23 protein-coding genes are annotated in these 25,983 nt (G+C 69.4%); 2 read left to right on the top strand and 21 right to left on the bottom strand.

What is annotated here, in order from left to right:
- Positions 1–5 precede the first annotated feature (5 nt).
- The 11 genes from bamB to C1M51_RS17705 form a co-directional block, all read right to left on the bottom strand.
- Positions 6–1,115 carry an outer membrane protein assembly factor BamB gene (gene bamB / locus C1M51_RS17760; protein WP_129452264.1) on the bottom strand — a complete coding sequence of 370 codons (1,110 nt, stop codon included), beginning with the start codon at positions 1,113–1,115 and terminating at the stop codon, positions 6–8.
- Positions 1,115–1,801 (bottom strand): tetratricopeptide repeat protein, encoded by a 687-nt coding sequence (locus C1M51_RS17755; protein ID WP_129451854.1) that lies wholly within the window; start codon positions 1,799–1,801, stop codon positions 1,115–1,117. Before C1M51_RS17755 ends, bamB begins: the two co-directional genes overlap by 1 nt.
- Before the next feature lie 49 nt (positions 1,802–1,850).
- Entirely contained in the window at positions 1,851–3,182 is a 1,332-nt protein-coding gene (gene hisS, locus C1M51_RS17750) for a histidine--tRNA ligase (protein WP_129451853.1), read from the bottom strand.
- A 76-nt stretch (positions 3,183–3,258) separates the two neighbouring features.
- Positions 3,259–4,557, bottom strand: coding sequence for a flavodoxin-dependent (E)-4-hydroxy-3-methylbut-2-enyl-diphosphate synthase (gene ispG, locus C1M51_RS17745; RefSeq protein ID WP_129451852.1), 1,299 nt, complete (start codon positions 4,555–4,557; stop codon positions 3,259–3,261).
- A complete protein-coding gene (locus C1M51_RS17740; protein ID WP_129451851.1) occupies positions 4,554–5,468 on the bottom strand; it encodes a RodZ domain-containing protein in 915 nt (304 codons plus the stop codon). Before C1M51_RS17740 ends, ispG begins: the two co-directional genes overlap by 4 nt.
- Positions 5,461–6,294, bottom strand: coding sequence for a type IV pilus biogenesis/stability protein PilW (gene pilW / locus C1M51_RS17735; RefSeq protein ID WP_242499818.1), 834 nt, complete (start codon positions 6,292–6,294; stop codon positions 5,461–5,463). The genes C1M51_RS17740 and pilW overlap by 8 nt, the downstream gene beginning before the upstream one ends.
- A complete protein-coding gene (gene rlmN / locus C1M51_RS17730) occupies positions 6,291–7,475 on the bottom strand; it encodes a 23S rRNA (adenine(2503)-C(2))-methyltransferase RlmN (RefSeq protein ID WP_129451850.1) in 1,185 nt (394 codons plus the stop codon). The genes pilW and rlmN overlap by 4 nt, the downstream gene beginning before the upstream one ends.
- A 47-nt stretch (positions 7,476–7,522) precedes the next feature.
- Entirely contained in the window at positions 7,523–7,948 is a 426-nt protein-coding gene (ndk, locus tag C1M51_RS17725; protein WP_011829595.1) for a nucleoside-diphosphate kinase, read from the bottom strand.
- Between the two features lie 80 nt (positions 7,949–8,028).
- Positions 8,029–10,086 (bottom strand): pseudouridine synthase, encoded by a 2,058-nt coding sequence (locus C1M51_RS17715; RefSeq protein WP_242499817.1) that lies wholly within the window; start codon positions 10,084–10,086, stop codon positions 8,029–8,031.
- Entirely contained in the window at positions 10,083–10,871 is a 789-nt protein-coding gene (gene scpB, locus C1M51_RS17710; RefSeq protein ID WP_129451849.1) for an SMC-Scp complex subunit ScpB, read from the bottom strand. Before scpB ends, C1M51_RS17715 begins: the two co-directional genes overlap by 4 nt.
- 200 nt (positions 10,872–11,071) lie before the next feature.
- A complete protein-coding gene (locus tag C1M51_RS17705) occupies positions 11,072–12,100 on the bottom strand; it encodes an RluA family pseudouridine synthase (protein ID WP_242499816.1) in 1,029 nt (342 codons plus the stop codon).
- A 66-nt stretch (positions 12,101–12,166) separates the two neighbouring features.
- Between C1M51_RS17705 and C1M51_RS17700 the strand changes: the two genes are divergently transcribed.
- A complete protein-coding gene (locus C1M51_RS17700) occupies positions 12,167–12,976 on the top strand; it encodes an outer membrane protein assembly factor BamD (protein ID WP_310733934.1) in 810 nt (269 codons plus the stop codon).
- Between the two features lie 33 nt (positions 12,977–13,009).
- Here the strand turns inward: C1M51_RS17700 and C1M51_RS17695 are convergent, their stop codons facing one another.
- Positions 13,010–15,010: an ATP-dependent DNA helicase gene (locus C1M51_RS17695; RefSeq protein ID WP_242499814.1), complete on the bottom strand. Its 2,001-nt coding sequence runs from the start codon at positions 15,008–15,010 to the stop codon at positions 13,010–13,012.
- An 82-nt stretch (positions 15,011–15,092) separates the two neighbouring features.
- A complete protein-coding gene (locus C1M51_RS17690) occupies positions 15,093–15,296 on the bottom strand; it encodes a YdcH family protein (protein ID WP_011829601.1) in 204 nt (67 codons plus the stop codon).
- Positions 15,297–15,392: 96 nt separating this feature from the next.
- Here C1M51_RS17690 and C1M51_RS17685 point away from each other — a divergent pair, with 96 nt between their 5' ends.
- Complete coding sequence (locus C1M51_RS17685) at positions 15,393–16,160, top strand: PP2C family serine/threonine-protein phosphatase (protein WP_129451847.1); 768 nt, start codon at positions 15,393–15,395, stop codon at positions 16,158–16,160.
- A 62-nt stretch (positions 16,161–16,222) separates the two neighbouring features.
- On the opposite strand, the gene C1M51_RS17680 is transcribed toward C1M51_RS17685, so the two are convergent.
- The 8 genes from C1M51_RS17680 to C1M51_RS17645 form a co-directional block, all read right to left on the bottom strand.
- Complete coding sequence (locus C1M51_RS17680; RefSeq protein WP_129451846.1) at positions 16,223–16,837, bottom strand: hypothetical protein; 615 nt, start codon at positions 16,835–16,837, stop codon at positions 16,223–16,225.
- Positions 16,837–17,934, bottom strand: a complete 1,098-nt coding sequence (gene zapE / locus C1M51_RS17675) for a cell division protein ZapE (protein ID WP_129451845.1) — start codon at positions 17,932–17,934, stop codon at positions 16,837–16,839. The genes C1M51_RS17680 and zapE overlap by 1 nt, the downstream gene beginning before the upstream one ends.
- A 19-nt stretch (positions 17,935–17,953) precedes the next feature.
- The gene (gene lpdA / locus C1M51_RS17670; RefSeq protein WP_036231538.1) at positions 17,954–19,381 is read right to left on the bottom strand and encodes a dihydrolipoyl dehydrogenase; all 1,428 of its coding nucleotides are present in this window, start codon (positions 19,379–19,381) and stop codon (positions 17,954–17,956) included.
- A 27-nt stretch (positions 19,382–19,408) separates the two neighbouring features.
- Positions 19,409–19,726: a multidrug efflux SMR transporter gene (locus C1M51_RS17665; protein ID WP_011829606.1), complete on the bottom strand. Its 318-nt coding sequence runs from the start codon at positions 19,724–19,726 to the stop codon at positions 19,409–19,411.
- A gap of 31 nt (positions 19,727–19,757) precedes the next feature.
- The gene (gene odhB / locus C1M51_RS17660; protein WP_129451843.1) at positions 19,758–21,038 is read right to left on the bottom strand and encodes a 2-oxoglutarate dehydrogenase complex dihydrolipoyllysine-residue succinyltransferase; all 1,281 of its coding nucleotides are present in this window, start codon (positions 21,036–21,038) and stop codon (positions 19,758–19,760) included.
- Positions 21,039–21,151: 113 nt separating this feature from the next.
- Entirely contained in the window at positions 21,152–24,010 is a 2,859-nt protein-coding gene (locus C1M51_RS17655; protein WP_011829608.1) for a 2-oxoglutarate dehydrogenase E1 component, read from the bottom strand.
- Between the two features lie 249 nt (positions 24,011–24,259).
- Positions 24,260–25,225: an Hsp33 family molecular chaperone HslO gene (locus C1M51_RS17650; protein ID WP_129451841.1), complete on the bottom strand. Its 966-nt coding sequence runs from the start codon at positions 25,223–25,225 to the stop codon at positions 24,260–24,262.
- A 216-nt stretch (positions 25,226–25,441) separates the two neighbouring features.
- On the bottom strand, positions 25,442–25,966 hold the full coding sequence (locus C1M51_RS17645) for a gamma carbonic anhydrase family protein (RefSeq protein ID WP_129451839.1): 525 nt from the start codon (positions 25,964–25,966) through the stop codon (positions 25,442–25,444).
- Positions 25,967–25,983 lie beyond the last annotated feature (17 nt).

The raw sequence follows: 25,983 nt of genomic DNA, 5'->3' as shown, positions 1-25,983 counted from the left end.
CGCACTCACTCGGGCCGGAACGCGAACACCGTACCGCGGCGGGTCACCGCGACGATGGTGGTGCCGACCTTCACCGGGGCGCCGACGATGGGCTGCCCGTCGGTGGGCAGACGCAACAGCGGCTGGCCGTTGTTGCGATCGAGGAAGTGCACCTGGCCCTCGAAATCGCCGAACACCAGCGTCGGGCCCACCACCAGCGGTGAACTGAGGCCGCGGTGGAGCATGCGCTCCGAGGTCCATGCGACGTCGCCGCTGGCGCGCTTCCAGGCGGTGATGCGGTCGGTGGCATCGGCCGAGAACACCAGTTGCTCGTCGGCCGCCACGCCCTGGGTCCCGCCGGTGGTCTTGGCCCAGCCGAGAGTGCCCCCTTCGGCGTTGACGCAACCGACCGCAGCCTGGAAGCCGCGCACGCAGACCGCGTCGCCGACACGCGCCGCCGGCCCGACCAGGTCGGCCAGCCGTTCGACCTCGTTGGTGCCGCGCGGCGACGCGACGGTGGTGTCCCAGCGCACGCTGCCGCGCAGCGGGTCGAGCCCGGCAAGGCGCGGACCCTGGCCGACCACCAGCGTGTCCTTCCACGGCAGCAGCACACCGGGCTGCAGCAGCGTCAACGGATCGCCGGGGCGCTGCTGGATCCATAGCTTGCGACCATCGAGCACGTCGAAGGCCTGCACGCTGCGGTCGATGCCGAGCACGAAGACGCGCTCGCCCGCCACCAGCGGCGGCGTCACGACACGGGTGGTCAGGCGCGTGCGCCACAGCGGCTTTCCGCTGTCGAGCACGACCAGCTCGTTGCCGGTCGTCACGACGCTGGCGTAGCGCCCGTCGCTGCCGACACCGGCGCTGAGCTTGCCGTCGGCATCGCCGCGCCAGACCTCGCGGCCGGTGTCCGCCGCCAGGGCGACGACGCGGCCGTCGGAACTGGCCAGCACCACGGCGCCAGCGCCGGTGGCGATGCGCAGGGGAAAGTCCACGCTGCCCAGACCCTGCGTCCACACCTGCCGGCCCGCGATCTGCGCCTTGAGCGGCTCGAGGGGTGTCGGCTTGGGTTTCTCGGGACCGCTGGAGCACGCGGCCAGGCCGGCGACGAGCAGCGCGGCGGCAAGGCGGCGCATCACTTCGACGCTCCCGTCACCGCCGCCGAGGCCGCTGCAGCAGGCGCCTCAGCGGCGCCCAGCGCGGTCAGCTTGGCCTCGACCAGCCGACGGTAGTCGAGCGTCGGCGGCATCGCATCGAACGCGGTCTGATAGGCGGCACGCGCCTCGGCGGGCTTGCCCTGCGCCGTGAGAATGTCGCCGCGGCGATCGGCCGCCAGCCCTGCAAAGGACTGCGGAGGATCGGTCGGCAGCGCCTTGAGCGCCTCGTCGTACTTCTTTTCGTCGAGCAGCACGCCGGCCAGGCGCAGGCGCGCCAGCACCGCGTACTCCTTGTCGCCGGCGTTGCCGATCACCCACTCCAGGCTGGCCCGCGCCGCGTCGTTCTGGCCCTTCTCGAACTGCGCCTTCGCCGCCAGCAGGCCGGCCTGCCCGGCGAACGCCGTCGAACCGTAGCGATCCTTCATGTCGGCGAACACGCGAGCGGCCTTGTCGGTGTCGCCGGCGATCACGGCCTTGTCGAGTTCGTCGAACAGCACGCTGGCCTTCACGGATCGGTCTCGCTGCATCCACTGCCAGCCGTTGAACGCGGCGAAACCGCCGAGCGCAATGATCAGGACCCAGGTGATCAGGTTGCCGTACTGCTTCCAGAAGTGCTTGATCGAGTCGAGCTGTTCTTGTTCTTGGAGGTCGAGATGGGTGGCCATGCGGGTGCTTTGTGAGAGGCTGCGCGGCGTGCGGGGCGCGAAGCCGGGATTATGAACGGAGCAATTCGCCGGCCCAGGCCGCTGGATCGGCCAGCGGGCGCAGCACCTGGGTGGCCGCGCCCTCCCCGGCACGCAGCGGCTTGAGCGCCACCATGCCCTGCGCCAGTTCATTGGCACCGAATACCAGCGCATGGCGGGCGCCGCTGGCGTCGGCCTTCTTGAACTGCGACTTCATGCTGGCTGGCCCGTCCTTGCCGGCGGGATGCAGGACGACGCTGGCGCCGTGGGCGCGCAAGGCCTCGATCAGCACCATCGCCGTCGGCAGCGCGGCAGCGGCAGGCAGCACCGCGTAGGCGTCCGGCAGCCGCGGCGGCGTCACGACGCCGACCGCGTCCAGCAGCAGCAGCAGGCGCTCGATGCCCAGGCCCCAGCCGACGCCTGGTGCCGGCTTGCCGCCGAGCTGCTCGATCAGGCTGTCGTAACGGCCGCCGCCTCCGACCGTCAGGGGCGCGCCCATGCGATCGGTGACCCACTCGAACACGGTGAGGTTGTAGTAGTCCATGCCGCGCACCAGCCGCGGGTTGATGCGGTAGGGCAGGCCGGCGGCATCCAGCACCGCACGCACGGCATCGAAATGCGCCAGCGAGGCGTCGCCGAGGAAGTCGATCAGCCGGGGCGCCGCGTCCACCACGGCCTGCATCGCCGGCGTCTTGGTGTCGAGGATGCGCAGTGGATTGCTGTGCAGGCGGCGCTTCGCGTCGTCGTCCAGCAGGTCGGCGTGCGCCTCCAGGTGCGCGATCAGCGCCGCCCGGTGGGCGCGCCGCTCTTCGGGCTGCCCCAGGCTGTTGATCTCCAGCCACAGGTCACGGCCTTCGATCAGCCCGAGCTCGCGCCACAGCGCACGGCACATCAGGATCAGCTCGGCATCGACATCCGGGCCATGGAAGCCCAGCGCCTCGGCGCCGGCCTGATGGAACTGGCGGTAGCGGCCTTTCTGCGGGCGCTCATGCCGGAACATCGCGCCCAGGTAGTAGAGGCGCTTGCCGCCCTCGTACAGCAGCGAATGCTCGGTCACCGCCCGCACCACGCCAGCCGTGCCTTCCGGACGCAGCGTGAGCTGGTCGCCGTTCATGCTGTCGGTGAAGGAGTACATCTCCTTCTCGACGATGTCGGTCACCTCGCCGAGCCCGCGCACGAACAGCGCCGTCGGCTCGACGATCGGTGTGCGGATCGCGGCATAGCCGTAGCGCTGCATCACGCGGCGCACCGCGTCCTCGAACCATTCCCAGCGTGCCGATTCGGGCGGCAGCAGGTCGTTCATGCCCTTGACCGCACGCAGCGGCGAAATCTCCGTCTTGGCGGCTTTCTGTTGTTCTGCCATGGTCGATGCCCACAAGGATTCAGGCCGGCCGCGGCCGGTTCGCTGGGCGCACCCGGGGGTGCGCCGGCTCGCCGCGTCAATGCGCGGCGGTGATGCTGCCGTAACGGCGCTCGATGTAGTGCTCGACGACGTTCTGGAACTCGCGCGCGATGCCCTCGCCGCGCAAGGTCATCGCTTTCTCGCCATCGATGAACACCGGCGCGGCGGGCGCCTCGCCGGTGCCGGGCAGGCTGATGCCGATATCGGCATGCTTGCTCTCGCCGGGCCCGTTGACGATGCAGCCCATTACCGCCACCTTCATGTTCTCCACGCCCGGGTAACGCGCCTTCCAGACCGGCATCTGTGCCCGCAGGAAGTCGTCGATCTGCTTGGCCAGCTCCTGGAAGGTGGTGCTGGTGGTGCGGCCGCAGCCCGGGCAGGCGGTGACGCTGGGGTTGAAGGCACGCAGGCCGAGCGACTGCAGGATCTCGAGCGCCACCACCACCTCCTGCGTGCGGGCCTCGCCCGGCTGCGGCGTGAGACTGACGCGGATGGTGTCGCCGATGCCGTCCTGCAGCAGCATCGCCAGCGCCGCGGTCGACGCCACGGTGCCCTTGGTGCCCATGCCGGCTTCGGTGAGCCCGAGGTGCAGCGGGTAATCGCAGCGCTTGGCCAGCGCGCGGTAGACGCTCACGAGATCCTGCACGCCGCTGACCTTGCAGCTGATGAGGATCTGGGACGGATCCATGCCCAGCTCGCGCGCATACGCGGCCGACTGCAGCGCCGAGCTGATCAGCGCGTGGTACATCACCTGCTTGGCGTCCCAGGGGCGGGCGCGGGCGGCGTTCTCGTCCATCAACGCCGCCAGCAGCTCCTGGTCGAGGCTGCCCCAGTTGACACCGATCCGCACCGGCTTGTCGTGGCGCATCGCGGCCTCGATCATCATCGCGAACTGCCGGTCGCGCTTGTCGCCCTTGCCCACGTTGCCGGGATTGATGCGGTACTTCGACAGCGCGGCCGCGCAGTCCGGGAACTCGGTCAGCAGGCGGTGGCCGTTGTAGTGGAAATCGCCGATCAGCGGCACCGAGATGCCCATGCGGTCGAGTTGCTCGCGCACGTGAGGCACGGCCTGCGCCGCCTCCGGCGTGTTGACCGTGATGCGCACCAGCTCCGAGCCCGCCAGCGCCAGCTCCTTCACCTGGATCGCGGTCTCGATCGCATTCACCGTGTCGGTGTTGGTCATGGACTGCACGCGCACCGGCGCGTCGCCACCGACCGTCACGACATGGCTGCCCCAGACGACACGCGCCTGCAACGAACGGCGCGCAGCAGGCTGCGCCACGTCGATCGCTTCGGCGTCACTGCTGGTCCCTTCGGACGCTGCTGGCCTGTTCATTTCAGCTCCAAGCGCGCGACGTTGTCGCGCGTCGACTCGCTCAATGCGACCGGCTGGCCGCGGAAGACGATCTGGGTGGCTTCGGCATTGCCCACGGTCACGTGCAGCGGGAGCGGGCCGTCCAGACCCGCCGCCTCGCCGGCCGCCAGCGTGCGCGACAGCAGCACCTGCCCCTTCGCGTCACGCACCTCGACCCAGGATTCCGCCACCACCCGCATGGTCAGCAGGCCGCCGGCCGCGGATGCCGAGGCCGCGGTGCCGAGCGGGGCCGAGAACACCGTGTCGATCACGGCCGAACTGGGTGCTGCAGCCTCGCCCTCGGGCGACCCGACGGCCGACGCTGCCGCCAGTGCGGGCGAGGCCGACTCGGGCGCGATCGACTTCGCCGATGACACGGCAATGCCTGCATCGATGGGATTGCCGGCGGCGAGCTCCGGGACCGCCGAGGCGCCGGCATCGGTCGGCAGCAGCCGACCCACCCAGCCCACGGGCAGCAGGTAGACGGCCACCGCTGCCAGCACCAGGACGGCAGCCGCGATCAGCGGTGGGCTGAGGAAACGCTGCCAATCGTCACCATCGCTCGGCACGCCGCGATCGTGGAAGGGCTGGTTGAGGCCCCGCGCGACGTGATCGAGCCCCCGGCCGGCCGACGCGGCCGTAGGCAGGAGCGACAGCACCGGCTCGGCATCGATTTTCAGTGCGCGGCACATGCTCTGCGCCAGCGCGCGCGCGAAAGTGGCGTCGGGCAACTGTTCTGGGCGGTCGTTCTCGATCGCCTCCAGCTTCTGCGGCGAGACCTTCAGCGAGGCCGCGAGCACCGCGAGGTGCAGCCCTTGCGATTCGCGCGCCGCGCGCAGCAGCCTCCCGGCCGTCGTGGCCGGCGGGCTCGCGTCGACCGTCCCCTCACTCATCGAACATGCCCCGCTCGAACGATGCCGCCTCGCGCGACGTGGGGTAGCTCGCACGCAGCTGGTTGCCCAGATCGCGAACGCCCTGCGGATTGGCGAGGCGGTTCTCGATGCGAGCGGCGAGCCACAGCGTCTCGGCGCTGCGCAAGTCGGCGTTGTTGTTGACGCGGCGCACGTAGAAGCGCGCCCGCTCGTACTCGCCACGTCGGTACAGCACGTCGGCCAGGTTCATCGCGATCGCCGGGTTCGCCGGCTCGAGTTCGTAGGCGCGCTTGAGCGTCAGCTCGGCCAGGTCCAGCTGGCCGGCGCGTGCCTCGCAGATCCCCTGCACCAGGAAGGTCCGGTTCGGGGTGCGGTACTGCGGCGTCGCCACGGCGCGCTCGAACAGCTTTCCCGCCTCCGGGTAGCGGCCACGCTGGCACAGGAACCAGCCGTAGTTGTGCATCACGTCGCCGTCGGTGGATGCCAGCTGCAGTGCACGCTTGAAACTGTCCTCGGCCTTCTGCTCCTCGCCCAGCGCGGCCAGCACCAGGCCTTGCAGGTTCAGCGCCTGCGGGAGGTTGGGGTCGGCGGCCAGCGCCAGCTTCACCTCCGACAGGGCATTGTCGAAACGCCCCTCGGAGAAATAGGCCCCCGCAAGGTCGAGGCGGATGCGCGCGCGCTTCGCCGAGTCGGACTCCTCGTCCGGGCCGGCGCCGGCGGTGGAACCGCTGCGGCCGAAGTCGTTGGGCCGGCCCTGCGCCTGGGCAACGCTCCAGACCGCGCCACACAACAGCGTGGCCAGCAGCAGCCCTCGCATCGCGTCCCTCACCCATCCGTCCCGCATCATCGTGTCGTCTCCGTGGCTGAGCCCGATGGTGCAGCGTCAATCCGGCGCTGCACCGCGCTGTCGATCGACCGGATGGCGATCGGCGCACGCCGCATCCGTGCCTGCGCATTGGTGCGGTCCTGCACCTCGCCAGCCAGCTGGCCGCAGGCGGCATCGATGTCGTCGCCGCGTGTCCGGCGCACCGTGGTGACCAGACCCCCGTCGACCAGCAGCTGCGCGAAAGCCTGCACGCGCACCACCGACGAACGCGTCAGCCCCGAGGCCGGGAAGGGGTTGAACGGGATGAGGTTGATCTTGCAGGGCACGCGCCCCACCGGCCCACGCTCTCCGACGAGGCGCAGCAGCTCGCGCGCCTGCGTCTCGCTGTCGTTGACGCCGTCGAGCATGCAGTACTCGAAGGTGATGAAGTCGCGCGGTGCCGCCTCGAGGTAGCGCTGGCAGGCCTCGAGCAGCTCCGCGATCGGGTACTTGCGGTTGAGCGGCACGAGATCGTCGCGTAGCGCGTCGGTCGGCGCATGCAGCGATACTGCCAGAGCCACCGGACAGTCCTCGCGCAGGCGGTCGATCATCGGCACCACGCCGGAGGTCGATACCGTGACACGGCGGCGCGACAGGCCGTAGCCGTGATCGTCGAGCATCACGCGCAGCGCCGGCAACAGCGCGGCGTAGTTCTGCAGCGGTTCACCCATGCCCATCATCACGACGTTGCTGATGACGCGCTCGGACGTGCCCAGCCGCGCGCGCAGCTGGTGCTCCGCATGCCAGAGCTGGGCAACGATCTCGCCGGTCGACAGGTTGCGGCTGAAGCCCTGGTGACCGGTCGAGCAGAAGCGGCAGCCGACCGCACAACCGGCCTGCGACGAGATGCACAACGTGCCGCGATCATCCTCGGGGATGAACACCGTCTCGACGGCATTGCCGCCGCCCACGTCGAACAGCCACTTGACCGTGCCGTCGGCCGACACGTGCTCGCTCAGCACTGCGAGCGGCCGGACCGCCGCCCGCCCCGCCAGCTTCTCGCGCAGCGACTTCGCCAGATCGGACATCTGAGCGAAGTCGCTCTGGCCCTTCTGGTGGATCCAGCGGAACAGCTGAGTGGCTCGAAAACGCTTCTCGCCGAGCTGCTCGCAGAAAGCGGCCAGCGCGTCGAGATCGAATTCGAGCAGGTTGGCCGCAGTCATGGCATGCACCGATCGGACCGTCGAGGCGCCGGGCGCCCCGCAGTCGTTCAGCGGCTGTAGACGTTCATGCCCGGGAAGAAGAACGCCACCTCGACCGCAGCGGTCTCGGGCGCGTCCGAGCCGTGCACGGCATTGGCGTCGATGCTGTCGGCGAAGTCGGCACGGATGGTGCCCTTCTCGGCCTTCTTCGGATCGGTGGCGCCCATCAGCTCGCGGTTCTTGGCGATCGCGCCCTCGCCTTCCAGCGCCTGGATCATCACCGGGCCCGAAATCATGAACTCGACCAGGTCCTTGAAGAAGGGCCGGGCCTTGTGCACGGCGTAGAACTGCTCGGCCTCGCCGCGCGACAGGTGGACCAGCTTGGCCGCCACGATCTTCAGGCCCGCGCCCTCGAAACGGGCATAGATCTGACCGATCACGTTCTTGGCAACGGCGTCAGGCTTGATGATGGACAAGGTGCGTTCGATCGCCATATTTATTCTCCGGAATCAATGATTTAGCAGAACCTTGAATTGTAGCGCTTGAGGTCGGCGCCTCGATGTGGCCCGCAGCCTCAGCGGCGCGGCCCGCGGCCGCCACCGCCGCCCCCACGCCCCCCCTGGCCTCCGCGCCCACCACCACCGCCCCGCTTGCCGCCGGCCTTGTTGAAGTAGGCATCGGCGCCGATGTAGCCCACCGAGGTCTGCATCGGATCGGGCTGCTTCGGCCCTCCCTTCCTGGCGCCCGGTTCGGGCTGGTGCGCATCGTGCCGGCCGAAGCCGGCATTGATGCGCTGAGAGCCCTTGACGAAGCGCTTGTCGAAGGTCTGTTCCAGCGGATTCGGAATGGTTCCGGGCGGGCCGCCGACGTCGTGATCCGACTGCGAGCCCCCATGTCCGAAGCCCTGGGCTGCGCCGCGGCGCGGGCCCTTCGCAAAGCGACGGTCGAAGGTCTGCTCCAGCGGATTGGGGATGCGGCCGAAGTCTTCCTCTCCAGCGCCGTCGGTGTCGGGAGCGGACTCGCCGGACCGCGGTTCACGCGGCTCGCGGCGCGGGCCGCGCTCGCCGCCGCCCTGGCCCTGCGCGCGGGCCCCGCCCGGCTGCGGCCCGCGCGCGTTGCGCTCGGACTTGCCGTTGCGACCGTTGTTGCGCCGCTGTTCGCGGTTGCCTTGAGCGTCGCGCGACTCGCTTTGCGCCGCTGCGCCACGGCCGCCGCTGGCCAGCTGGCGGATCGCGCGCAGATCCTGGTCGTCAAGCTCGACCCAGACGCCGCGCTTGAGGCCGCGCGGCAGCACCACGGTGCCGTAGCGGATGCGGATCAGACGGCTCACGGCCAGGCCGACCTTGTCGAACAGCTTGCGCACCTCGCGGTTGCGCCCTTCGGTGATGACCACGCGGTACCAGCGGTTCGCGCCTTCGCCACCGCCCTCTTCGATGCTCTTGAAGCCGGCGGTCTGACCGTCGATCTCCACGCCCTCGAGCAGCTTCGCGCGCTGTTCCTCGCTGAGGCTGCCGAGCACGCGCACCGCGTACTCGCGCTCGACGCCGAAGCGGGGATGCATCAGCTGGTTCGCCAGTTCGCCTGAGTTGGTGAACAGCAGCAGGCCCTCGGTGTTGATGTCCAGGCGACCGACGGACTGCCACTTGCCCTGCTGGAGGCGCGGCAGACGGCGAAACACCGTGGGACGCCCTTCCGGATCGTTCAGCGTGACCACTTCGCCGGTCGGCTTGTGATAGGCCAGCAACCGTGCCGGGCCCGGCTGGATGCGCAGGCGCACCGGCTTGCCGTCGACGGCGATGCGATCGCCGTAGGAGATGCGCATCCCCACATGGGCCACTTCGTCGTTGACCGTGACCTTGCCGTCGAGGATGAACTGTTCCATGTCGCGGCGCGAACCGATGCCCGACTGCGCCAGCACCTTGTGCAGCTTGGGCGCCTCGGGCTCGGGACGCAGCACGCGCTTGGTCGACTGCTCGACGCTGGCCTCGTCGTCCGGCTCGGGTGGCTCGGCGTCGTAGGCACCCGACAGCACTTCCTCGAAGCGCTCCACCACCAGCGCCGGATCGAGCGCTGGGCGCGGCGCCTGCGGCGGGCGTTCGGCGCCGGGCTCGACCGAGCCATCGGTGGCCTCGCCGCCTTCGCGGCCGGCGCGGTCCTTGCGGCCACGGCGCCGGTTGCGGCCACGACGGCTGCGCTCACCCGATTCGTCGCCGGCCGCCGCCGCCCCCGCTTCGGCGGATCCGACCGCTTCGGTCGGTTCGCTGTCGGCAGCTGCTCCTTCGGCCGCTTCCGCAACCGCCGGCGCCGAGACCGGTACGGGCCGCTCGATCGGAGCCGGCCGGACTTCGGCCGCCGCCGGCGCATCAGCCGCCACGGGCGGCGCGACGGCCTCGGACGACTCCGCGACCGCCACATCGGCCTTGGGCTTGCGCCGCCGCGGGGTCTTCGGTGCCGCTGTGCCCGCATCGGCTTCGACGGCCGCCGTCACCTCCACGGCTGCCGCGCTCTCGGCCGCTGGCGTCGCCGCCTTGCGCGTGCGTCGCTTGACCGGCGCTGCAGCGGCGCTGTCGTCACCGGTGGGCGGCGTGGCATCGGGCTGCGTATCGCTGGGCGGGGTGTCGTTCGAATTCATGTCTGGGGTTCCGTGCCGGCATCGGCCGGCGGCGTGGGAAGTTCTGCGGTCGAGGAGAGCGTCTCCGATGCGCCCATGGGGATGGCCGCGTCGACAGCCTCGTCATCGTCGTCCGCGGCCGCTTCGTCCGAAGCCTCGAGCGGCTCCGGCGGAAGGGCATCGAGGCCCGGCTGCGGGAGCCCGGGATCGTCCTCCCCCGGTGAGGCGGCATCGGTGGGGGCATCGAGCAGCGACACCTGGCCCGGCAAGGCGTCGACGAGCATCGTCACCGCTGGCGCGCCGTCGAGGGCGGGCAACTGCTCGAGCGTGGCGAGGCCGAGGTCGTCGAGGAACTGCCGCGTCGTCGCGAACAGCGCCGGCCGTCCCGGCGTTTCGCGGTGGCCGATGGTCTCGATCCAGCCGCGGTCCTCGAGCTGCTTGAGCAACTGGCTGTTGACGGTGACGCCGCGGATGTCCTCGATGTCGCCGCGCGTCACCGGCTGGCGGTAGGCAATGATCGCCAGCGTCTCGAGCGTCGCGCGGGTGTAGCGCGGCGGCTTCTCGGGGTGCAGGCGATCGAGGTACTCGCGCAGCTCCGGGCGGCTCTGGAACCGCCAGCCGTTGGCCACCGCCACGAGCTCGACGCCACGGTCCTCCCAGTCGCGCGCCAGCTCGTCGAGCAGGACGCGCAGGGTGTCGGGGCCGAGTTGGTCATCGAACAGCGTGCGCAACTCGCGCAGCGGCAGCGGCTGCTGCGCGCAGATGAGCGCCGTCTCGAGGACGCGCTTTGCATCCTGTGTGTTCATCGAATCCGTCTGTCGTCTTGGCCGACTGGGGAGCCGGCGTGCAAGGGAACCGGGGTGCCTTCTGTGTGCTGTCTGCACTGCAGGTGCGGCGAGTGTCTCGGCCGCAGAGGCCGGCCGGAGCCGGGGTGTGGCTGAACTCGGGGAGGACCTGCGGTGGTCGGAGCCGGACGAGCCGCCTTCGGCCACCGGCGAGGGCTGCATCAACCCTGCGCGCCGATTGTATCTGTATCGAGGCCGGGTGCGTGCGGCCCGCCCACGATCTGCTGCCAGGCCGCGCGCAGGTCGTCGGGCAGGACCGCGCTGAACTCGACCGGCTGCAGACTCGCCGGATGGACGAAGCCCAGCCGGTGCGCATGCAGCGCCTGCCGCGTCAGGCCGAGTCCGGGACGGCCACCGTACAGCGCGTCGGCCAGCAGGGCATGGCCTCGCGAGGCCATGTGCACCCGGATCTGATGCGTGCGGCCGGTGTGGAGCGTACAGCGCACCGCGCTGACGGCGTCGCGCGCCGCGATCAGCTCGACATCGGTGCGGGCCGTCCGGCCGCCCGGCAGCACGGCCATCTTGACGCGTGACACCGGATCGCGGCCGATCGGCGCGTCGATGCTGAAGACCGCCTGGCGCAGCACACCGTGCACCAGGGCCAGGTACTCGCGATGCACCTCCCGCGCGGCGATCGCGCGCACCAGCGACGTCATGGCCGGCAGTGTTTTGGCCACCACCATCAGGCCGCTGGTGTCCTTGTCGAGCCGGTGCACGATGCCGGCCCGCGGCAGTGCCGCCGCGCCGGCGTGATGCGCCAGCAGGCCGTTGAGCACGGTGCCCGACCAATTGCCGGGCGCCGGGTGGACCACCAGACCGGCCGGCTTGTCGATGACCAGCAGATGCGCATCCTCGAACACCACCGGCAGCGCCACCGGCTCGGGCCGGAAGGCCTGGCTTTCCGGCGTGGGCAGCAGCGTGATCTCGATCTGCTGGCCCGCGCTGACGCGCCGCGCGCGGGCCGTCACGGTGTGCCCGTCGATGCGGACCTGCCCGCCCTCGATCAGCGTCTGCAGGTGGTTGCGGGAGAACTCGCCGGCCAGCGTCGCCAGCCAGCGATCGAGACGCTCGCCGTGCGCGCCGGCATCGACCCGCGCCTGGCGTTGCTCGGCATCGCCCGCCAGCGGCTCGGCGGGCTCGTCGGCCTCGGCCGGCTCGGTGGCCACGGTCTGGCGCAAGGGAGCACCCATATAATTTTGCTGTTCCTTCAACTGCGGCCGCCCCGGCGCCGCCTGCTGGTGATGACCGCGATGCGTATGAGCCCTGCCGCCCACTGGCGCGCGACCCTGGCCGTGGTGCTGGCGGCCGCCAGCATCGGACTGATCGGATGTGCCGGCGGCCCGAAGGACGAGTTTGCCGGCAAGAGCACCGACAAATTGTACGAAGAGGCCCGCGACGAAGCCGCCAACGGCAACTGGGAGCGCGCCTCCAAGCTGTACGAGAAGCTCGAGGCGCGCACCGCCGGTACCCAGCAGGCGCAGCAGACGCAGATCGACCTCGCCTACGCGTACTACAAGACGAACGAAAAGGCGCAGGCCCTGTCGACGATCGAACGTTTCATCAAGCTGCACCCCAGCAGCCCGGCGATCGACTACGCCTACTACCTGCAGGGCCTGATCAACTTCAACGAGAACCTCGGCCTGCTGGGCGGGTTGGCACGCCAGGATCTCTCCGAACGCGACCAGCAGGCCGCGCGCGACGCCTACCAGAGCTTTCGCCAGCTCACGCTGCAGTTCCCCAACTCGAAGTACACGCCGGATGCGCAGCTGCGCATGAACTACATCGTCAACACGCTGGCCACCTACGAGGTCCACGTGGCGCGCTACTACTACCGCCGCGGCGCCTACGTGGCCGCGGCCAACCGTGCGCAGCAGGCGGTGCAGGAGTTCCAGCGGGCTCCGGCGACCGAGGAGGCGCTCTACATCCTGGGCATCAGCTACGACAAGCTCGGCCTGACCGAATTGCGCGACGACGCCCAGCGTGTGCTGCAGACCAACTTCCCGGAGTCGCGCTACGTGAAGGAAGGCTTCGAGACGGCCGACAAGCCCTGGTGGCAGATCTGGTGATCCGGTCGCGATGGCGGCCCTGACGCCATAGCCTCAGACCCAAGCCGGCGCGGCCTTCGAAATCTCGGCCAGCCACGCCAGCGCCTGCGCTTCTTCGCGCAGTACCTGCATCGGCGGCAACGCAGCCCGCAGTCGCTGTCCATAGCCCATCGTGCCCATGCGCGGATCGCACACGACCAGCAGGCCGCGATCGCTCTCGCTGCGGATCAGCCGGCCGGCCCCCTGCTTCAGCGAGACTGCAGCCTCGGCCACGAAGTAGTCATTGAAGGGGTTGCGCCCCTCGCTCTCGAGCCGCTTCACGCGCGCCTCGACCAGCGGATCGTTCGGCGGCGGAAACGGCAGCTTGTCGATGATCACGCACTGCAGCGCCTCGCCGGGCACGTCGATGCCTTCCCAGAAGCTCTGCGAGCCGACCAGCACCGCGCGCGGCGTGTCGAGAAAGCGCTGCAGCAGCTGGCGCTTGGGCACGCTGCCCTGCATCAGCACGGTGATCGGCTCTGCATCGCCCTCGAAGTCGGCCTGCAGCGCCTCGCCCACGCCGGACAGCGCGCGCAGGGTCGTCGTCAGCACGAAGGTGCGACCGCCCGCGGCCCGCGCACAGGCCGCCGCCAGGCGCGCGACCGCCGCAGTGTGGCCCGGCTCGTTCGGCTTCGGGAAGCGCGTGGGGACGTAGAGCCGCGCGTGCATCGGGTAGTCGAAGGGGCTGTCCACACGCAGCGTGCGCGCCGTCTCCAACCCGGCCTGTTCGGTGAACCAGGTGAGCCGCTCGTCGGCCCCGAGCGTGGCCGACGTGAAGATCCAGGCCTTCGGCGCCGCCGCGATCTGCTCGCGCATCGCGTCGCGCACGTCGAGCGGTGATTCCACCAGCCGCAGCCCCTGCGGCGTGAGATCGATCCACCGCACGCGCCCCGGCTCGGCCTCAAGGCCGAAACCGGCCGCGCGGGCGGCCAGCGTCGACGCCCGCTCCGCGAGCTTGGCCAAGTCGGGTGACATCTCCACCACGATGTCGAGCGCATCGGCCGCGCTCCGGCAGGCCTGCCCCAGCGCGGCGAGTGTCTCGATGAAGTCGGCCCGATCGGCGCGATCGCCCCAGCGCAGCTTCAGGCTGCCGCGCACCTCGCGCAGCGGCCCGTTCGCAGCCAGGCGCAAATCGCGCGCCGCACGGTCGCATCCTGCCGCCAGTTCCTGCCAGGGCTGCAGGCCGCGCGCCTGCGCCAGCCCGACGGCCAGCATGTCGCGCGCGAAATCGACCACCTGGGCGCTGCCCAGTGTGCTGCCGAGGAAGGCCACGCCCGCCTCGGCGAGCTGATGCGCCTCGTCGAACACCGCCACGTCCACGGAAGGCAGCAGTTCGGCCATGCCGGTGTCCCGCAGCGACAGGTCGGCAAAGAACAGGTGGTGGTTGACCACCACCAGGTCGGCCGCCATCGCCTCGCGGCGGGCCTTCATCACGTGGCAGCCGCGGTACTCCGGGCACTCGCTGCCGAGGCAGTTCTCGCGCGTCGAGGTCACGAGCGGGATCACCGACGAGCGCTCGTCCAGGCCTTCGAGCTCGGCCAGGTCGCCGCTCACGGTGCGCTGCGCCCACCGCTCGATCTTCGCCAGCGTGCGCGCCGCGTAGCGGTCGGGCAGCGCCGTCGCCTCCCGAGCCTGCACCAGCCGCTGCAGGCACAGGTAGCTGCTGCGGCCCTTCAGCAAGGCCACGCTGACCGGCAAGGCCAGCACCTCGCGCAGCCGCGGCAGATCGCGCAGGAACAGCTGGTCCTGCAGGCTCTTGGTCGCGGTGCTGATCAGCGTGCGATGCCCGGCCAGCAGCGCCGGCACCAGGTAGGCGAAGGTCTTGCCGACGCCGGTGCCGGCCTCGGCCACCAGCACCTCGCGCGCATCGATCGCATCGGCCACGGCAGCGGCGAGCTCCAGCTGAGCGCCGCGCTCGCGGTACTGCGCATCGGCCCGCTGCAGCGGACCGCCGAACGCGAAGGCCGCACTCACCGCCACCTGCAGTTCGCTGCGCATGCCGTCGGCCGGGCTCATGACCGCCCCGCGCTCACGGCCGCTGGCCGCGCCCGATCCCCCGCGGGGAGGTCGCCCGCCTCCGGGCGGCCGTGCGTCGGGCTCATGCCGGCTCGGGCGGGCTGAGGCGCATTTCCAGTGTGGCGATCTGGTCCCGCAGGGCCAGGCGGCGCTTCTTGAGACGCCGCAGCGTCAGTTCATCGAGGGGCCGCTCGACGGACGCCTGGTCGATCAGGCTGTCGAGGTCGCCATGCTCGATGCGCAATTCGATGAGCCGGCGTTGCGGTGAATGCAGGTTGTCGTCCATCGGGGGTTGCACCGCCGCAATCTGGATGTCAACAGGCCTTGATGCCGATGCAAGCCTGCCATTGGTTCGCATGGCAATGAAGATTATAGTTTTCGGATGAGTACTGCGCCCCCAGGTTATCGACTTGCCGCTGCCACCGGCCTGCACCGCGGCGATCGCGCGTACCAGCAGGACCAGGTCGGCGTGCTGCCGCACCCACGGGTGCCGGGCTGCGTGCTGGCCGTCGTCGCCGATGGCATGGGCGGCAAGAGCGGCGGGCGCAAGGCCGCCGACCAGGTGCTGCTCACCGCGCAGCAACTGTTCGAGCGCTACACGCCGAGCCGCGACACACCCTCCGAGACGCTGAAACAGCTCGTGCTCGAGTCGCACCTGATGATCAAGCTCACGGCGATCACCGCCGAGGAAGAACCGCACAGCACGCTGGCGGCTTTCCTCATCAGCGCCACACGTGCCTGCGACGTGATCCACGCCGGCGACTCGCGCGTCTACCACTTCCGCGGCGCGGAACTGGTCAGCCGCACCGTGGACCACTCGTTCGTGCAGCGTCTGGTCGATGAAGGCCAGATTACCGAGGACGAGGCCAACACGCACCCCCAATCGAACCTGCTGACCGGCTGCCTCGGCACGCAGCAGGACCCGCCGCTGACGCTGAGCCATATCCCTTCGCTGGAAATCGGCGACACGCTGTTGGCCTGCAGCGACGGCTTGTGGCACTACTTCACGCCGCGCGAGCTTGGTGCGATCGTGCACACGCTGTCGCCGCGCGAAGCCAGCGAGATGCTGGTCGGCAAAGCCCGGCATCGGGCCCGCGGCGGTGGCGACAACCTGTCGCTGGCGCTGGTGCGCGTCGAAGCGCTGGGCTGAAAAGACTCCTCGGCGGTTGAACGGCGCGGCCGAGCTGCCTGCGGGCGCAGCCCCGCTGTCACTCAGGGCGCCGACGCACTCTCGACCGGCGGCAGCGGTGCAGCGGGCGGCTTGCGCGATGCGGCCCGCTGCGCCGCGGCCTCCTGCCGCGCCTTGACCTGGCTCTGCCGGTTCTCGTATTCAGCGCGCGAGCGCTGCTCGTCGGCGCGCCGCTGGGCGGGATCGAGGGGCCGCGCGGGCGCAGGCGTATGCGTTGCCGCGCGCGTCGGCGCACGGATCGCCGCGCTGGCGGGCTCGAAGGGGATCCGCGGCGCCGATGCGCGCTCCTCGCGGTCACGCGCCTGGCGTGCCTGCTTCGCATCGATGCGCTGCTGACGGGCCGCAGCCCGCCGCGTCCGTTCCGCGTCGTCAAGCGCCGCCTCGCGCGTGCTCAGGCGCTTCAGCGCATCTCGGCGCTGCGTCTTGGCGGTGTCGACACAAGCCGTCACGAGAAAGCGCTGCGCGCACTCGCGCTCCTGCTCCGCGAAATCGCGCTCGACTTGCCGGCGCTCGGCGGACAGGCGCTCTCGCTGCGCCTTGTCCGAATCCCCTGTCTCGCCCCGCGAAGGCAATGCCGCGCCGATCGCTGCCAGGGCGACGGTGCAGGAGACCAGGAAGCCGGCGAGCTGTGCCCTCATCACGTCAAGCTCGTATCGACTTCTCGCCGCGACAGCGCCAGAAACTCGGCCGACTGCATCTCGGTCAAGCGAGACACGGTGCGCGGGAATTCATGAGCCAGCGGCCCGTCGGTGTAGAGCTGTTCGGGCGGCACGGCGGCGGACATCACGAGTTTCACGCGCCGATCGTAGAGCACGTCGACCAGCCAGGTGAAGCGCCGCGCCTCGGACGCCAGCCGGGGCGGCATCTCGGGCACGTCGGACAGCAGCACGGTGTGGAACTGCGAGGCCAGTTCGAGGTAGTCGTTCTGTGAGCGCGGGCCGCCGCACAGGGTCTTGAAGTCGAACCACACCACCCCCCCGGCGCGCCGGCGCGCACGGATCGTCCGCTGCTCGATGTTCAGCACCGGATCCTCGTCCTTGGCCTCGGCGAGGCGCTCGAAGGTCTCGGTCAGCGCTCCGTCGGCCTCCGGTCCGAGCGGTGTGTGGTAGAGCGCCACCCCCTCCAGCGTGCGCTGGCGGTAGTCGACCCCGGCGTCGACATTGATCACCTCCAGCCTGTCCTTGAGCAGTTCGATCGCCGGCAGGATCCGGTCGCGATGCAGGCCGTTGGGATAGAGCGCGTCGGGGTGGAAGTTGGACGTCGTGACGATGCTGACGCGGTTGGCGAACAGTGCCGCCAGCAGGCGGTGCAGGATCATCGCGTCGGTCACGTCGGCGACGTGGAATTCGTCGAAGCAGATCAACCGGAAACGCCGCGCGATCCGGCTGCCCAGTTCGTCCAGCGGGTCGGCCGTGCCCTTGAGCTCCTGCAGTTCGCGATGCACCTCGCGCATGAACTCGTGGAAGTGCAGCCGCGTCTTGCGCACCAGCGGCACCGACTGGAAGAAGCAGTCCATCAGGAAGCTCTTGCCTCGCCCGACGCCACCGTACATGTAGACGCCGCGCGGAATCGGCGGCCGGCGCAGCAGCTTGCTCACCGCATTGCTGCGGCGTGCCTTGTAGTCGATCCACTCGTTCTCGCAGCGCTCCAGCGCGTCGAGCGCACGCAACTGCGCGTCGTCGGCCCGGTAGCCGCGCTCGGAAAGCGTCTCACCGAACAGTTGGCGGACCGTCATGGCTGTCGGCCCGCGCCGTTCAGAAGTTCAGCGTGCGCTTGTCCACGGCCAGGGCGGCCTCCTTGGTCGCTTCCGACAGCGACGGATGCGCGTGGCAGATGCGGGCAATGTCCTCGGCACTGGCCTTGAACTCCATCGCCACCACCGCCTCGGCGATCAGTTCGCTGGCCATCGGCCCGACGATGTGCACGCCGAGGATCTCGTCGGTCGCAGCGTCCGCCAGGAACTTCACCATGCCGGTCGTGTCGCCGAGCGCACGCGCACGGCCATTGGCCAGGAACGGGAAGGTTCCGGCCTTGTAGGCGCGGCCGGCCGCCTTGAGCTGCTGCTCGGTCTGGCCGACCCAGGCGATCTCCGGGCTGGTGTAAATGACCCAGGGGATGGTGTTGAAGTTGACGTGTCCATGCTGGCCGGCAATGCGCTCCGCGACCGCCACACCCTCTTCTTCCGCCTTGTGGGCAAGCATCGGGCCGCGCACCACGTCGCCGATGGCCCACACCTTCGGCAAGTTGGTGCGGCAGTCGTCGTCGACCACGATCGCGCCGCGCTCGTCGAGCTTCAGCCCCACCGCTTCGGCGTTCAGGCCGGTGGTGTTGGGCACGCGGCCGATCGACACGATCAGCTTGTCGACCTCCAACGTCTTGGCATCGCCCTTGGCGCTGGTGTAACTGACGCTGACGCCCTTCTTGTCCTTCTTGACTTCGCTGATCTTCACGCCCAGCTCGATCTTCAGGCGCTGCCTCATGAAGGCCTTCTGGGCTTCCTTGGCGATCTGTTCGTCGACCGCGCCCAGGAAGGTCGGCAGCGCTTCCAGCACCGTCACCTCGGCGCCCAGGCGGCGCCACACCGAGCCCATCTCGAGGCCGATCACGCCCGAGCCGATCACGCCCAGCTTCGCCGGCACCGACGGGATGCGCAGCGCTCCGTCGTTGCTGAGGATGCTCTCCTCGTCGAACGGTGCACCCGGCAGCGCGCGCGCACTCGAACCGGTGGCGATGATGATGTCCTTGCCGATCAGCGTGTCCTCGGTGGCGCCGCTGACCTTGATCTCGTAGCCACCGTCACCGGCCTTCACGAACGAGCCGCGGCCGTGGAAGAAGGCGACCTTGTTCTTCTTGAACAGATAGAGGATGCCGTCGTTGTTCTGCTTCACGACGGTGTCCTTGCGCCCCAGCATCTTCGCGACGTCGATGCTCAGGTCTTTCAGTCCGATGCCGTGGTCGGCGAACGCATGGCCGGCGTGTTCGAAGTGCTCGCTCGACTGCAGCAGCGCCTTCGACGGGATGCAGCCGACGTTCGTGCAGGTACCGCCGGGTGCCGGACCGCCCTTGTCGTTCTTCCACTCGTCGATGCAGGCGGTGTTGAAACCCAGCTGCGCCGCACGGATGGCCGCGATGTAGCCGCCCGGGCCGCCGCCGATCACGACGACATCGAAAGTCTTGCTCATGAGAATGCTCCGAAAGGCTCGCCGCGTTCAGTGGGCGAGCTTGAGTGTGATGACGCCACCGACGATCAGTGCCACGCCGAGGTACCGCGCCAGCGACGCCGAGTCGCCGAAGAACAGCACCCCGATCAGGAAGGTGCCTGCGCCGCCGATGCCGGTCCAGACCGCGTAGGCCGTGCCGATGGGGATCTCGCGCTGGGCCAGCCACAGCAGCCAGCCTGACAGCCCCATCGACAGTACGGCAGCGGCAATGCCCCAGACCTTGTAGGCCGGTTGCTGCGACAGCTTGAAACCGACCGGCCACCCGATCTCGAACAGGCCCGCCAGCGCGAGGTAGATCCAGGCCATGCTCGTCAGTCGGGAACCGGTCTCGAGACGATCAGATATCGAACAGCAGGCGCGCCGGGTCTTCCAGCGCTTCCTTCATCGCCACCAGGCCCAGGACCGCCTCGCGGCCGTCGATGATGCGATGGTCGTACGACATCGCCAGGTAGTTCATCGGCCGGATCACGATCTGGCCGTTCTCGACCACCGCCCGGTCCTTCGTCGCATGCACGCCCAGGATGGCGCTCTGCGGCGGATTGATGATGGGCGTGCTCAGCATCGAGCCGAAGGTGCCACCGTTGGAGATGGAGAAGGTGCCGCCGGTCAGGTCTTCGAGCGACAGCTTGCCGTCGCGGGCCTTCTGGCCGAATTCGGCGATCTTCTTCTCGATGTCGGCGAAGCTCATCTGGTCGGCGTTGCGCAGGATCGGCACCACCAGGCCGCGCGGCGAGCCCACCGCGATGCCGATGTCGAAGTAGCCGTGGTAGACGATGTCGTTGCCGTCCACGCTGGCGTTGATGACCGGGTAGCGCTTGAGCGCCGCGACCGCGGCCTTCACGAAGAAGCTCATGAAGCCGATCTTGACGCCGTGTTCCTTCTCGAACTTCTCCTGGAAGCGCTTGCGCATCTCCATCACCGGGGCCATGTTGACCTCGTTGAAGGTGGTCAGGATGGCGTTGGTCGCCTGCGACTGCAGCAGCCGCTCGGCCACGCGGGCCCGCAGGCGCGACATCGGCACGCGCTGCTCGGGGCGGTCGCCCAAGTTCAGCGCGGCCGGCACCGTGACGGCGGGCAGCGCCTTGGCGACGGATGGCGCGACCGGCACCGAGACGGCAGCCGCTGCCGGGGCAGCGACGGCGGGCGCCGCGGCCTTGACGCCGGCCTGCAGCGCCGTCTGCACGTCGCCCTTGGTCACGCGACCATCCTTGCCGCTACCGGCCACCTGGCCCGCACCCAGCTGGTTCTCGGCCAGCAGCTTCGCGGCCGCGGGCATCGCCACGTCGCTCTTCGCGCCGGCCGGACCGGACGCGGCGCCGGGCGCCGGCTTGACGTCGGGCACCGGCTTGACCTCGAGCGGGCTGACCGCTTCCTTGCCCTCGGTATCGATCTTCGCGATCACCTCGTCGCTGACGCAGCTCTCGCCGTCGTTCTTGACCAGTTGCGCCAGCACGCCGGCGGCCGGTGCCGGCACCTCGAGCACGACCTTGTCGGTCTCGATCTCGATCAGGATCTCGTCGATCGCCACGGCTTCGCCGGGCTTCTTCTTCCACTGCAGCAGCGTCGCTTCGGCAACGGACTCGCTCAGCTGGGGGACTTTGACTTCAATGATGGCCATGGAATGCTTTCTTCGTTGTTTGGATGACGCATCGCGCGGATCCGGCAGCTCCGACCGGCGCGGAAGCCGGTCGAAGGCCGCGGTTCATGGCCGCGCACGCGTCCGCGATGACGTCACTTGGACAGGACGAATCCCTTGAGCTTGCCGTAGGCCTGGTCCAGCAGGGCCTTGAGTTGCTCCTGGTGCAGGTGCGCGTAGCCGACGGCCGGCGAGGCCGAGGCCGGTCGGCCGGCGTAGCCGAGCTTCTGCCCCTCCAGCATGTTCTCGTGCACGTAGTGCTGCACGAAGAACCACGCGCCCTGGTTCTGAGGCTCGTCCTGACACCACACCACGTCGGTCGCGTTCGGGTACTTCTTCAGTTCGGTCGCGAAGGCCTTGTGCGGGAAGGGATAGAGCTGCTCCACGCGCAGGATCACCACGTCGGTGCTTTTCTTCTCGTCGCGACGCTTCACCAGGTCGTAGTAGACCTTGCCCGAGCACGCGATCACGCGCTTGACCTTGGCCGCGTCGATGTCGGCGTTCTGCTCGGGGATCACCGTGCGGAACTCGCCGCGGGTGAACTCCGACAGCGGCGACGCCGCGTCCTTGTTGCGCAGCAGCGACTTCGGCGTCATCACCACCAGCGGCTTGCGGAACATGCGCACCTGCTGGCGACGCAGCAGATGGAAGATCTGGCTGGCCGAGGTCGGCTGGCAGACCTGCATGTTGTTGTCCGCCGCCAGCTGCATGAAGCGCTCGAGGCGCGCCGAGCTGTGCTCCGGTCCCTGCCCTTCGTAGCCGTGCGGCAGCAGCAGCGTGAGGCCGTTCGCGCGGCCCCACTTCACCTCGCCGGAGGCGATGAACTGGTCGATCACGACCTGCGCGCCGTTGACGAAGTCGCCGAACTGCGCTTCCCAGATCGTCAGCGTGGTCGGGTCGGCCGAGGCGTAGCCATACTCGAAGCCGAGCACCGCCTCCTCCGACAGGATGGAGTCGATCACGACGAACGGCGCCTGGCCATCGGCCACGTGCTGCAGCGGCGTCCAGGTACCCTCGTCCCACTTCTCGCGGTTCTGGTCGTGCAGCACCGCATGGCGGTGGGTGAAGGTGCCGCGGCCGCAGTCCTCGCCGGACAGGCGCACCGGATAACCGCTCGCCACCAGCGAGGCGTAGGCGAGGTGCTCGCCCATGCCCCAGTCGACGTTGATCTCGCCGCGGCCCATCGCCGCACGGTCGGCGAGCACCTTCTCGACCAGCGGATGGACCTTGAAGCCCTTCGGGATGGTCGTGATGCGCTCGGCCAGACGCTTGATCTCGGCCAGCGGCAGCGCGGTGTCGGCCGCGTCGGTCCACTTGCGGTTCAGGTAGGGCGTCCAGTCGACCGCGTACTTGCTCTTGTAGTTGGTCAGCACCGGGTCGACCGTGTGCTTGCCGGCGTCCATCGCGGCACGGAAGGCCTTCACCATCGCGTCGGGCTCGTCGGGCTTCAGCGTGCCCTGGGCCACCAGCTTGTCGGCGTACAGCTTGCGCGTGCCGGGATGGGCCGCGATCTTCTTGTACATCAGCGGCTGGGTCAGCGACGGCGTGTCCTGCTCGTTGTGACCCAGCTTGCGGAAGCAGATGATGTCGACGACGACATCCTTGTTGAACTCCTGCCGGTAGTCGAGCGCGAGCTGGGTGCACAGCACCACGGCCTCGGGATCGTCGCCGTTCACGTGCAGCACCGGCGCCTCGATCATCTTGACCACGTCGGTGCAGTACAGCGTGGAACGCGAGTCGCGCGGGTCGCTGGTGGTGAAGCCGATCTGGTTGTTGATGACCAGGTGCACCGTGCCACCGGTGTAGTAGCCACGCGTCTGCGCCAGCGCCAGCGTCTCCATCACGACGCCCTGTCCGGCGAAGGCCGCGTCGCCGTGCACCAGCACCGGCAGCACCGTGTCGCCTTCCTTGTCGCCACGTCGGTCGAGTCGCGCCTTGACCGAACCTTCCACCACCGGGTTCACGATCTCCAGGTGCGAGGGGTTGAACGACAGGCTCAGGTGGACCGGGCCGCCCGGCGTGGTCACGTCGCTCGAGAAGCCCTGGTGGTACTTCACATCACCCGCGGGCAGTTCTTCCTTGGCGGTGTGGTCGAACTCGGCGAACAGGTCCTTGGGCATCTTGCCCAGCGTGTTGACCAGCACGTTGAGGCGGCCGCGGTGGGCCATGCCGATCACGATCTCCTGGACGCCGCGCTCGCCGCCACGCTGCACCACCTCGTCCATCGAGGCGATGAAGCTCTCGCCGCCCTCGAGCGAGAAGCGCTTCTGGCCGACGTACTTGGTGTGCAGATAGCGCTCCAGGCCCTCGGAGGCGGTCAGCCGATCGAGGATGTGGGTCTTCTGCGCCGCGGAGAAGCTCGGCTTGGCCCGCACGCTTTCGAGCCGCTGCTGCCACCAGCGCTTCTCGACCGGCTCGGTGATGTGCATGAACTCGGCGCCGATGGAGCCGCAGTAGGTCTCGCGCAGCGCCTGCAGGATCTCGCGCAGCGTCTGCTGTTCGGCGGTGGTGAAGTAGGTGTTCGTGGCGCTGAACGTGATGTCCATGTCGGACTCGCTCAGGTCGTAGAACGCCGGCTCCAGCTCGGGAATCTTGGGGCGCTCGGTGCGCTTGAGCGGATCGAGGTCGGCCCAGCGGGCGCCCAGCGTGCGGTAGGCTGCGATCAGCGACTGCACGTGCACCTGCTTGCGCGCGACCGCCAGTTCGGCGGCGCTGGCCTTGACGGCGAAAGCGTTGGCCTTGGCGCGCTGCGCGAAGGATTCGACGACCGGCGCATGCGCCACGTCGCGGGATTCGGAGCCGTCGGTGGCCGGTACGTGCTGGAGCGCGTCGAAGTAGGCGCGCCATTTCTCGGGGACCGAGCCCGGGTTGTCGAGATAGGACTCGTACAGTTCCTCGACGTAGGGCGCGTTGCCCCCGAACAGGTACGAGTTCGACCGGTACTGCTGCATCATCTTCGCTCACCTTTCACCCTGGTATCCAGGACGTTGGCTGGTTGAAAAACCTTCCGCGACACGGCTGGACCGGTTGGCGGATTGCGACCCGCCTTTGCTTGTTCAACAGAACCAGAAAAGGGGACGGGAAGGACCAAATTTCGAGGTGCACTGTAGCACCGCGGCGGGGCGCTGTCCCGGGAACCGGCACCAGAACAGGCCGGAATCCGGCCGTTCATCGGCGTTTCACGATCGTGCGGACGGCCCTCGCTACTGAACGGCGCGCGAGGCCGGCGGCTGGTCGCGCGGGGCCGTGAAGACCTCGCCGCCGTCGACCGCATCGAAGTGGTACTGGGCGCCACAGAACTCGCAGCCCACCTCGGCCAGCCCGCGCTCGGCGATCAGGCCGTCGAACTCCTCGCGCCCCAGGCCGCGCAGCATACGCGCCACGCGCTCCCGCGAGCAGCTGCAGGCGAAGCGCGGCCCGTGCTCGCCGGCCAGCGGCTCGAAGCGGCGCACGGTCTCCTCCCAGAACAGCCGCCGCAGCAGGGTGTCGGCGTCCAGCGTCAGCAACTCCTCGCGCGTCAGCGTCGCACTGAGGTGGGCGATGCGGTTGTAGGCCTCGTTGAGGCCGATCTCGTCCTCGTTGCGCGCGCCGAGGTTGCCCTCGCCCTCGACCGGCAGGCGCTGGATCAGCAGGCCGGCGGCCACGTCGTCGTTCGCCGCCAGCACGAGCTTGGTGTCGAGCTGCTCCGACTGCAGCATGTAGTGCTCCAGCACCTCCGACAGCAGCTGCAGCGGCTCGCGCCGGTCGCCGTGCAGCGGCACCACGCCCTGGTAGGGCTGCTGGCCCGGGAAGCGGTCCTTGGGGTCCAGCGTGATCGCGCAATGGCCGCGCCCGCCCACGTTGACCAGCGCCTCCAGCCGCGCGCCGGCCGGCACCTCGCCGACCACCGTGGCCGTGGCCCGAAACGCCAGGTCGGGCTGCACCTCGGCCACCGCCAGCTTCACCGGCCCGTCGCCCGAAATCTGCAGCACCAGTGCGCCGTTGAACCTGATGCTGGCCTGCATCAGCACACCGGCGGCCGCCATCTCGCCCAGCAGCGTGCGCACCGGCGCCGGATGCGCCCGCTCTGCCCCGCGGCGTGCCAGCAGTTCGGTCCACGCGCCGGTCAACCGCACCAGCATGCCGCGCACCGGCAGGCCCTCGAAGATGAATTTATGGAGTTCGCTCATGACCACCCCTCGCCCGGTGAATACACCGGTCGGTCCCCCGAGGGGACGCGAGCCGGCTTGGGGCGGCCCGGCGCTCGGCTCGCCTGTTGACTTGATTGCTCATCACTGGACCACCCCTCACCCGGTGAATACACCGGTCGGTCCCCCGAGGGGACGCGAGCCGGCTTGGGGCGGCCCGGCGCTCGGCTCGCCTGTTGACCTGGTTGCATATGGGGCTCAATCCACGCGCTTCAACGTGGCCTTGAAGCGCTGGCCCCGCTCCACATAGGTCTGGGTGCCGCGCCGCATGCGTGCGATGTCCTCCTCGCTCAAGGGGCGCACCGCCTTGGCGGGGCTGCCGAGGATCAGCATGCCGTCCTCGAACTCCTTGCCCTCGGTGACCAGCGCGCCGGCACCGACCAGGCAGTTGCGGCCGATCTTCGCGCGGTTGAGCACCACCGCCTGGATGCCGATCAAGGCACCGTCGCCGACGGTGCAGCCGTGCAGCATCGCCTGGTGCCCCACGGTGACGCCCTCGCCCACCACCAGCGGACAGCCCGGGTCGGTGTGCAGCACGCTGCCTTCCTGCACATTGGAGTGGCGGCCGATGACGATCGGCTCGTTGTCGCCGCGCATCGTGACCTGCGACCACACGCTGGCGCCTTCGCCGATCTCCACGCTGCCGATCAGCTCGGCGCTCTCGGCCACGTAGGCCGTCGCGTGCACCTGCGGCACACGATCATCGAGCTGGTACAGGGCCATGGGCGACTCCGGCAAAG

The organism is Methylibium sp. Pch-M (assembly GCF_004136295.1).
In the GTDB taxonomy this organism is placed as follows: domain Bacteria; phylum Pseudomonadota; class Gammaproteobacteria; order Burkholderiales; family Burkholderiaceae_C; genus Methylibium; species Methylibium petroleiphilum.
Note: the sequence above shows the minus strand (reverse complement) of the source record. Positions and strands in the feature narration are given on the sequence as shown.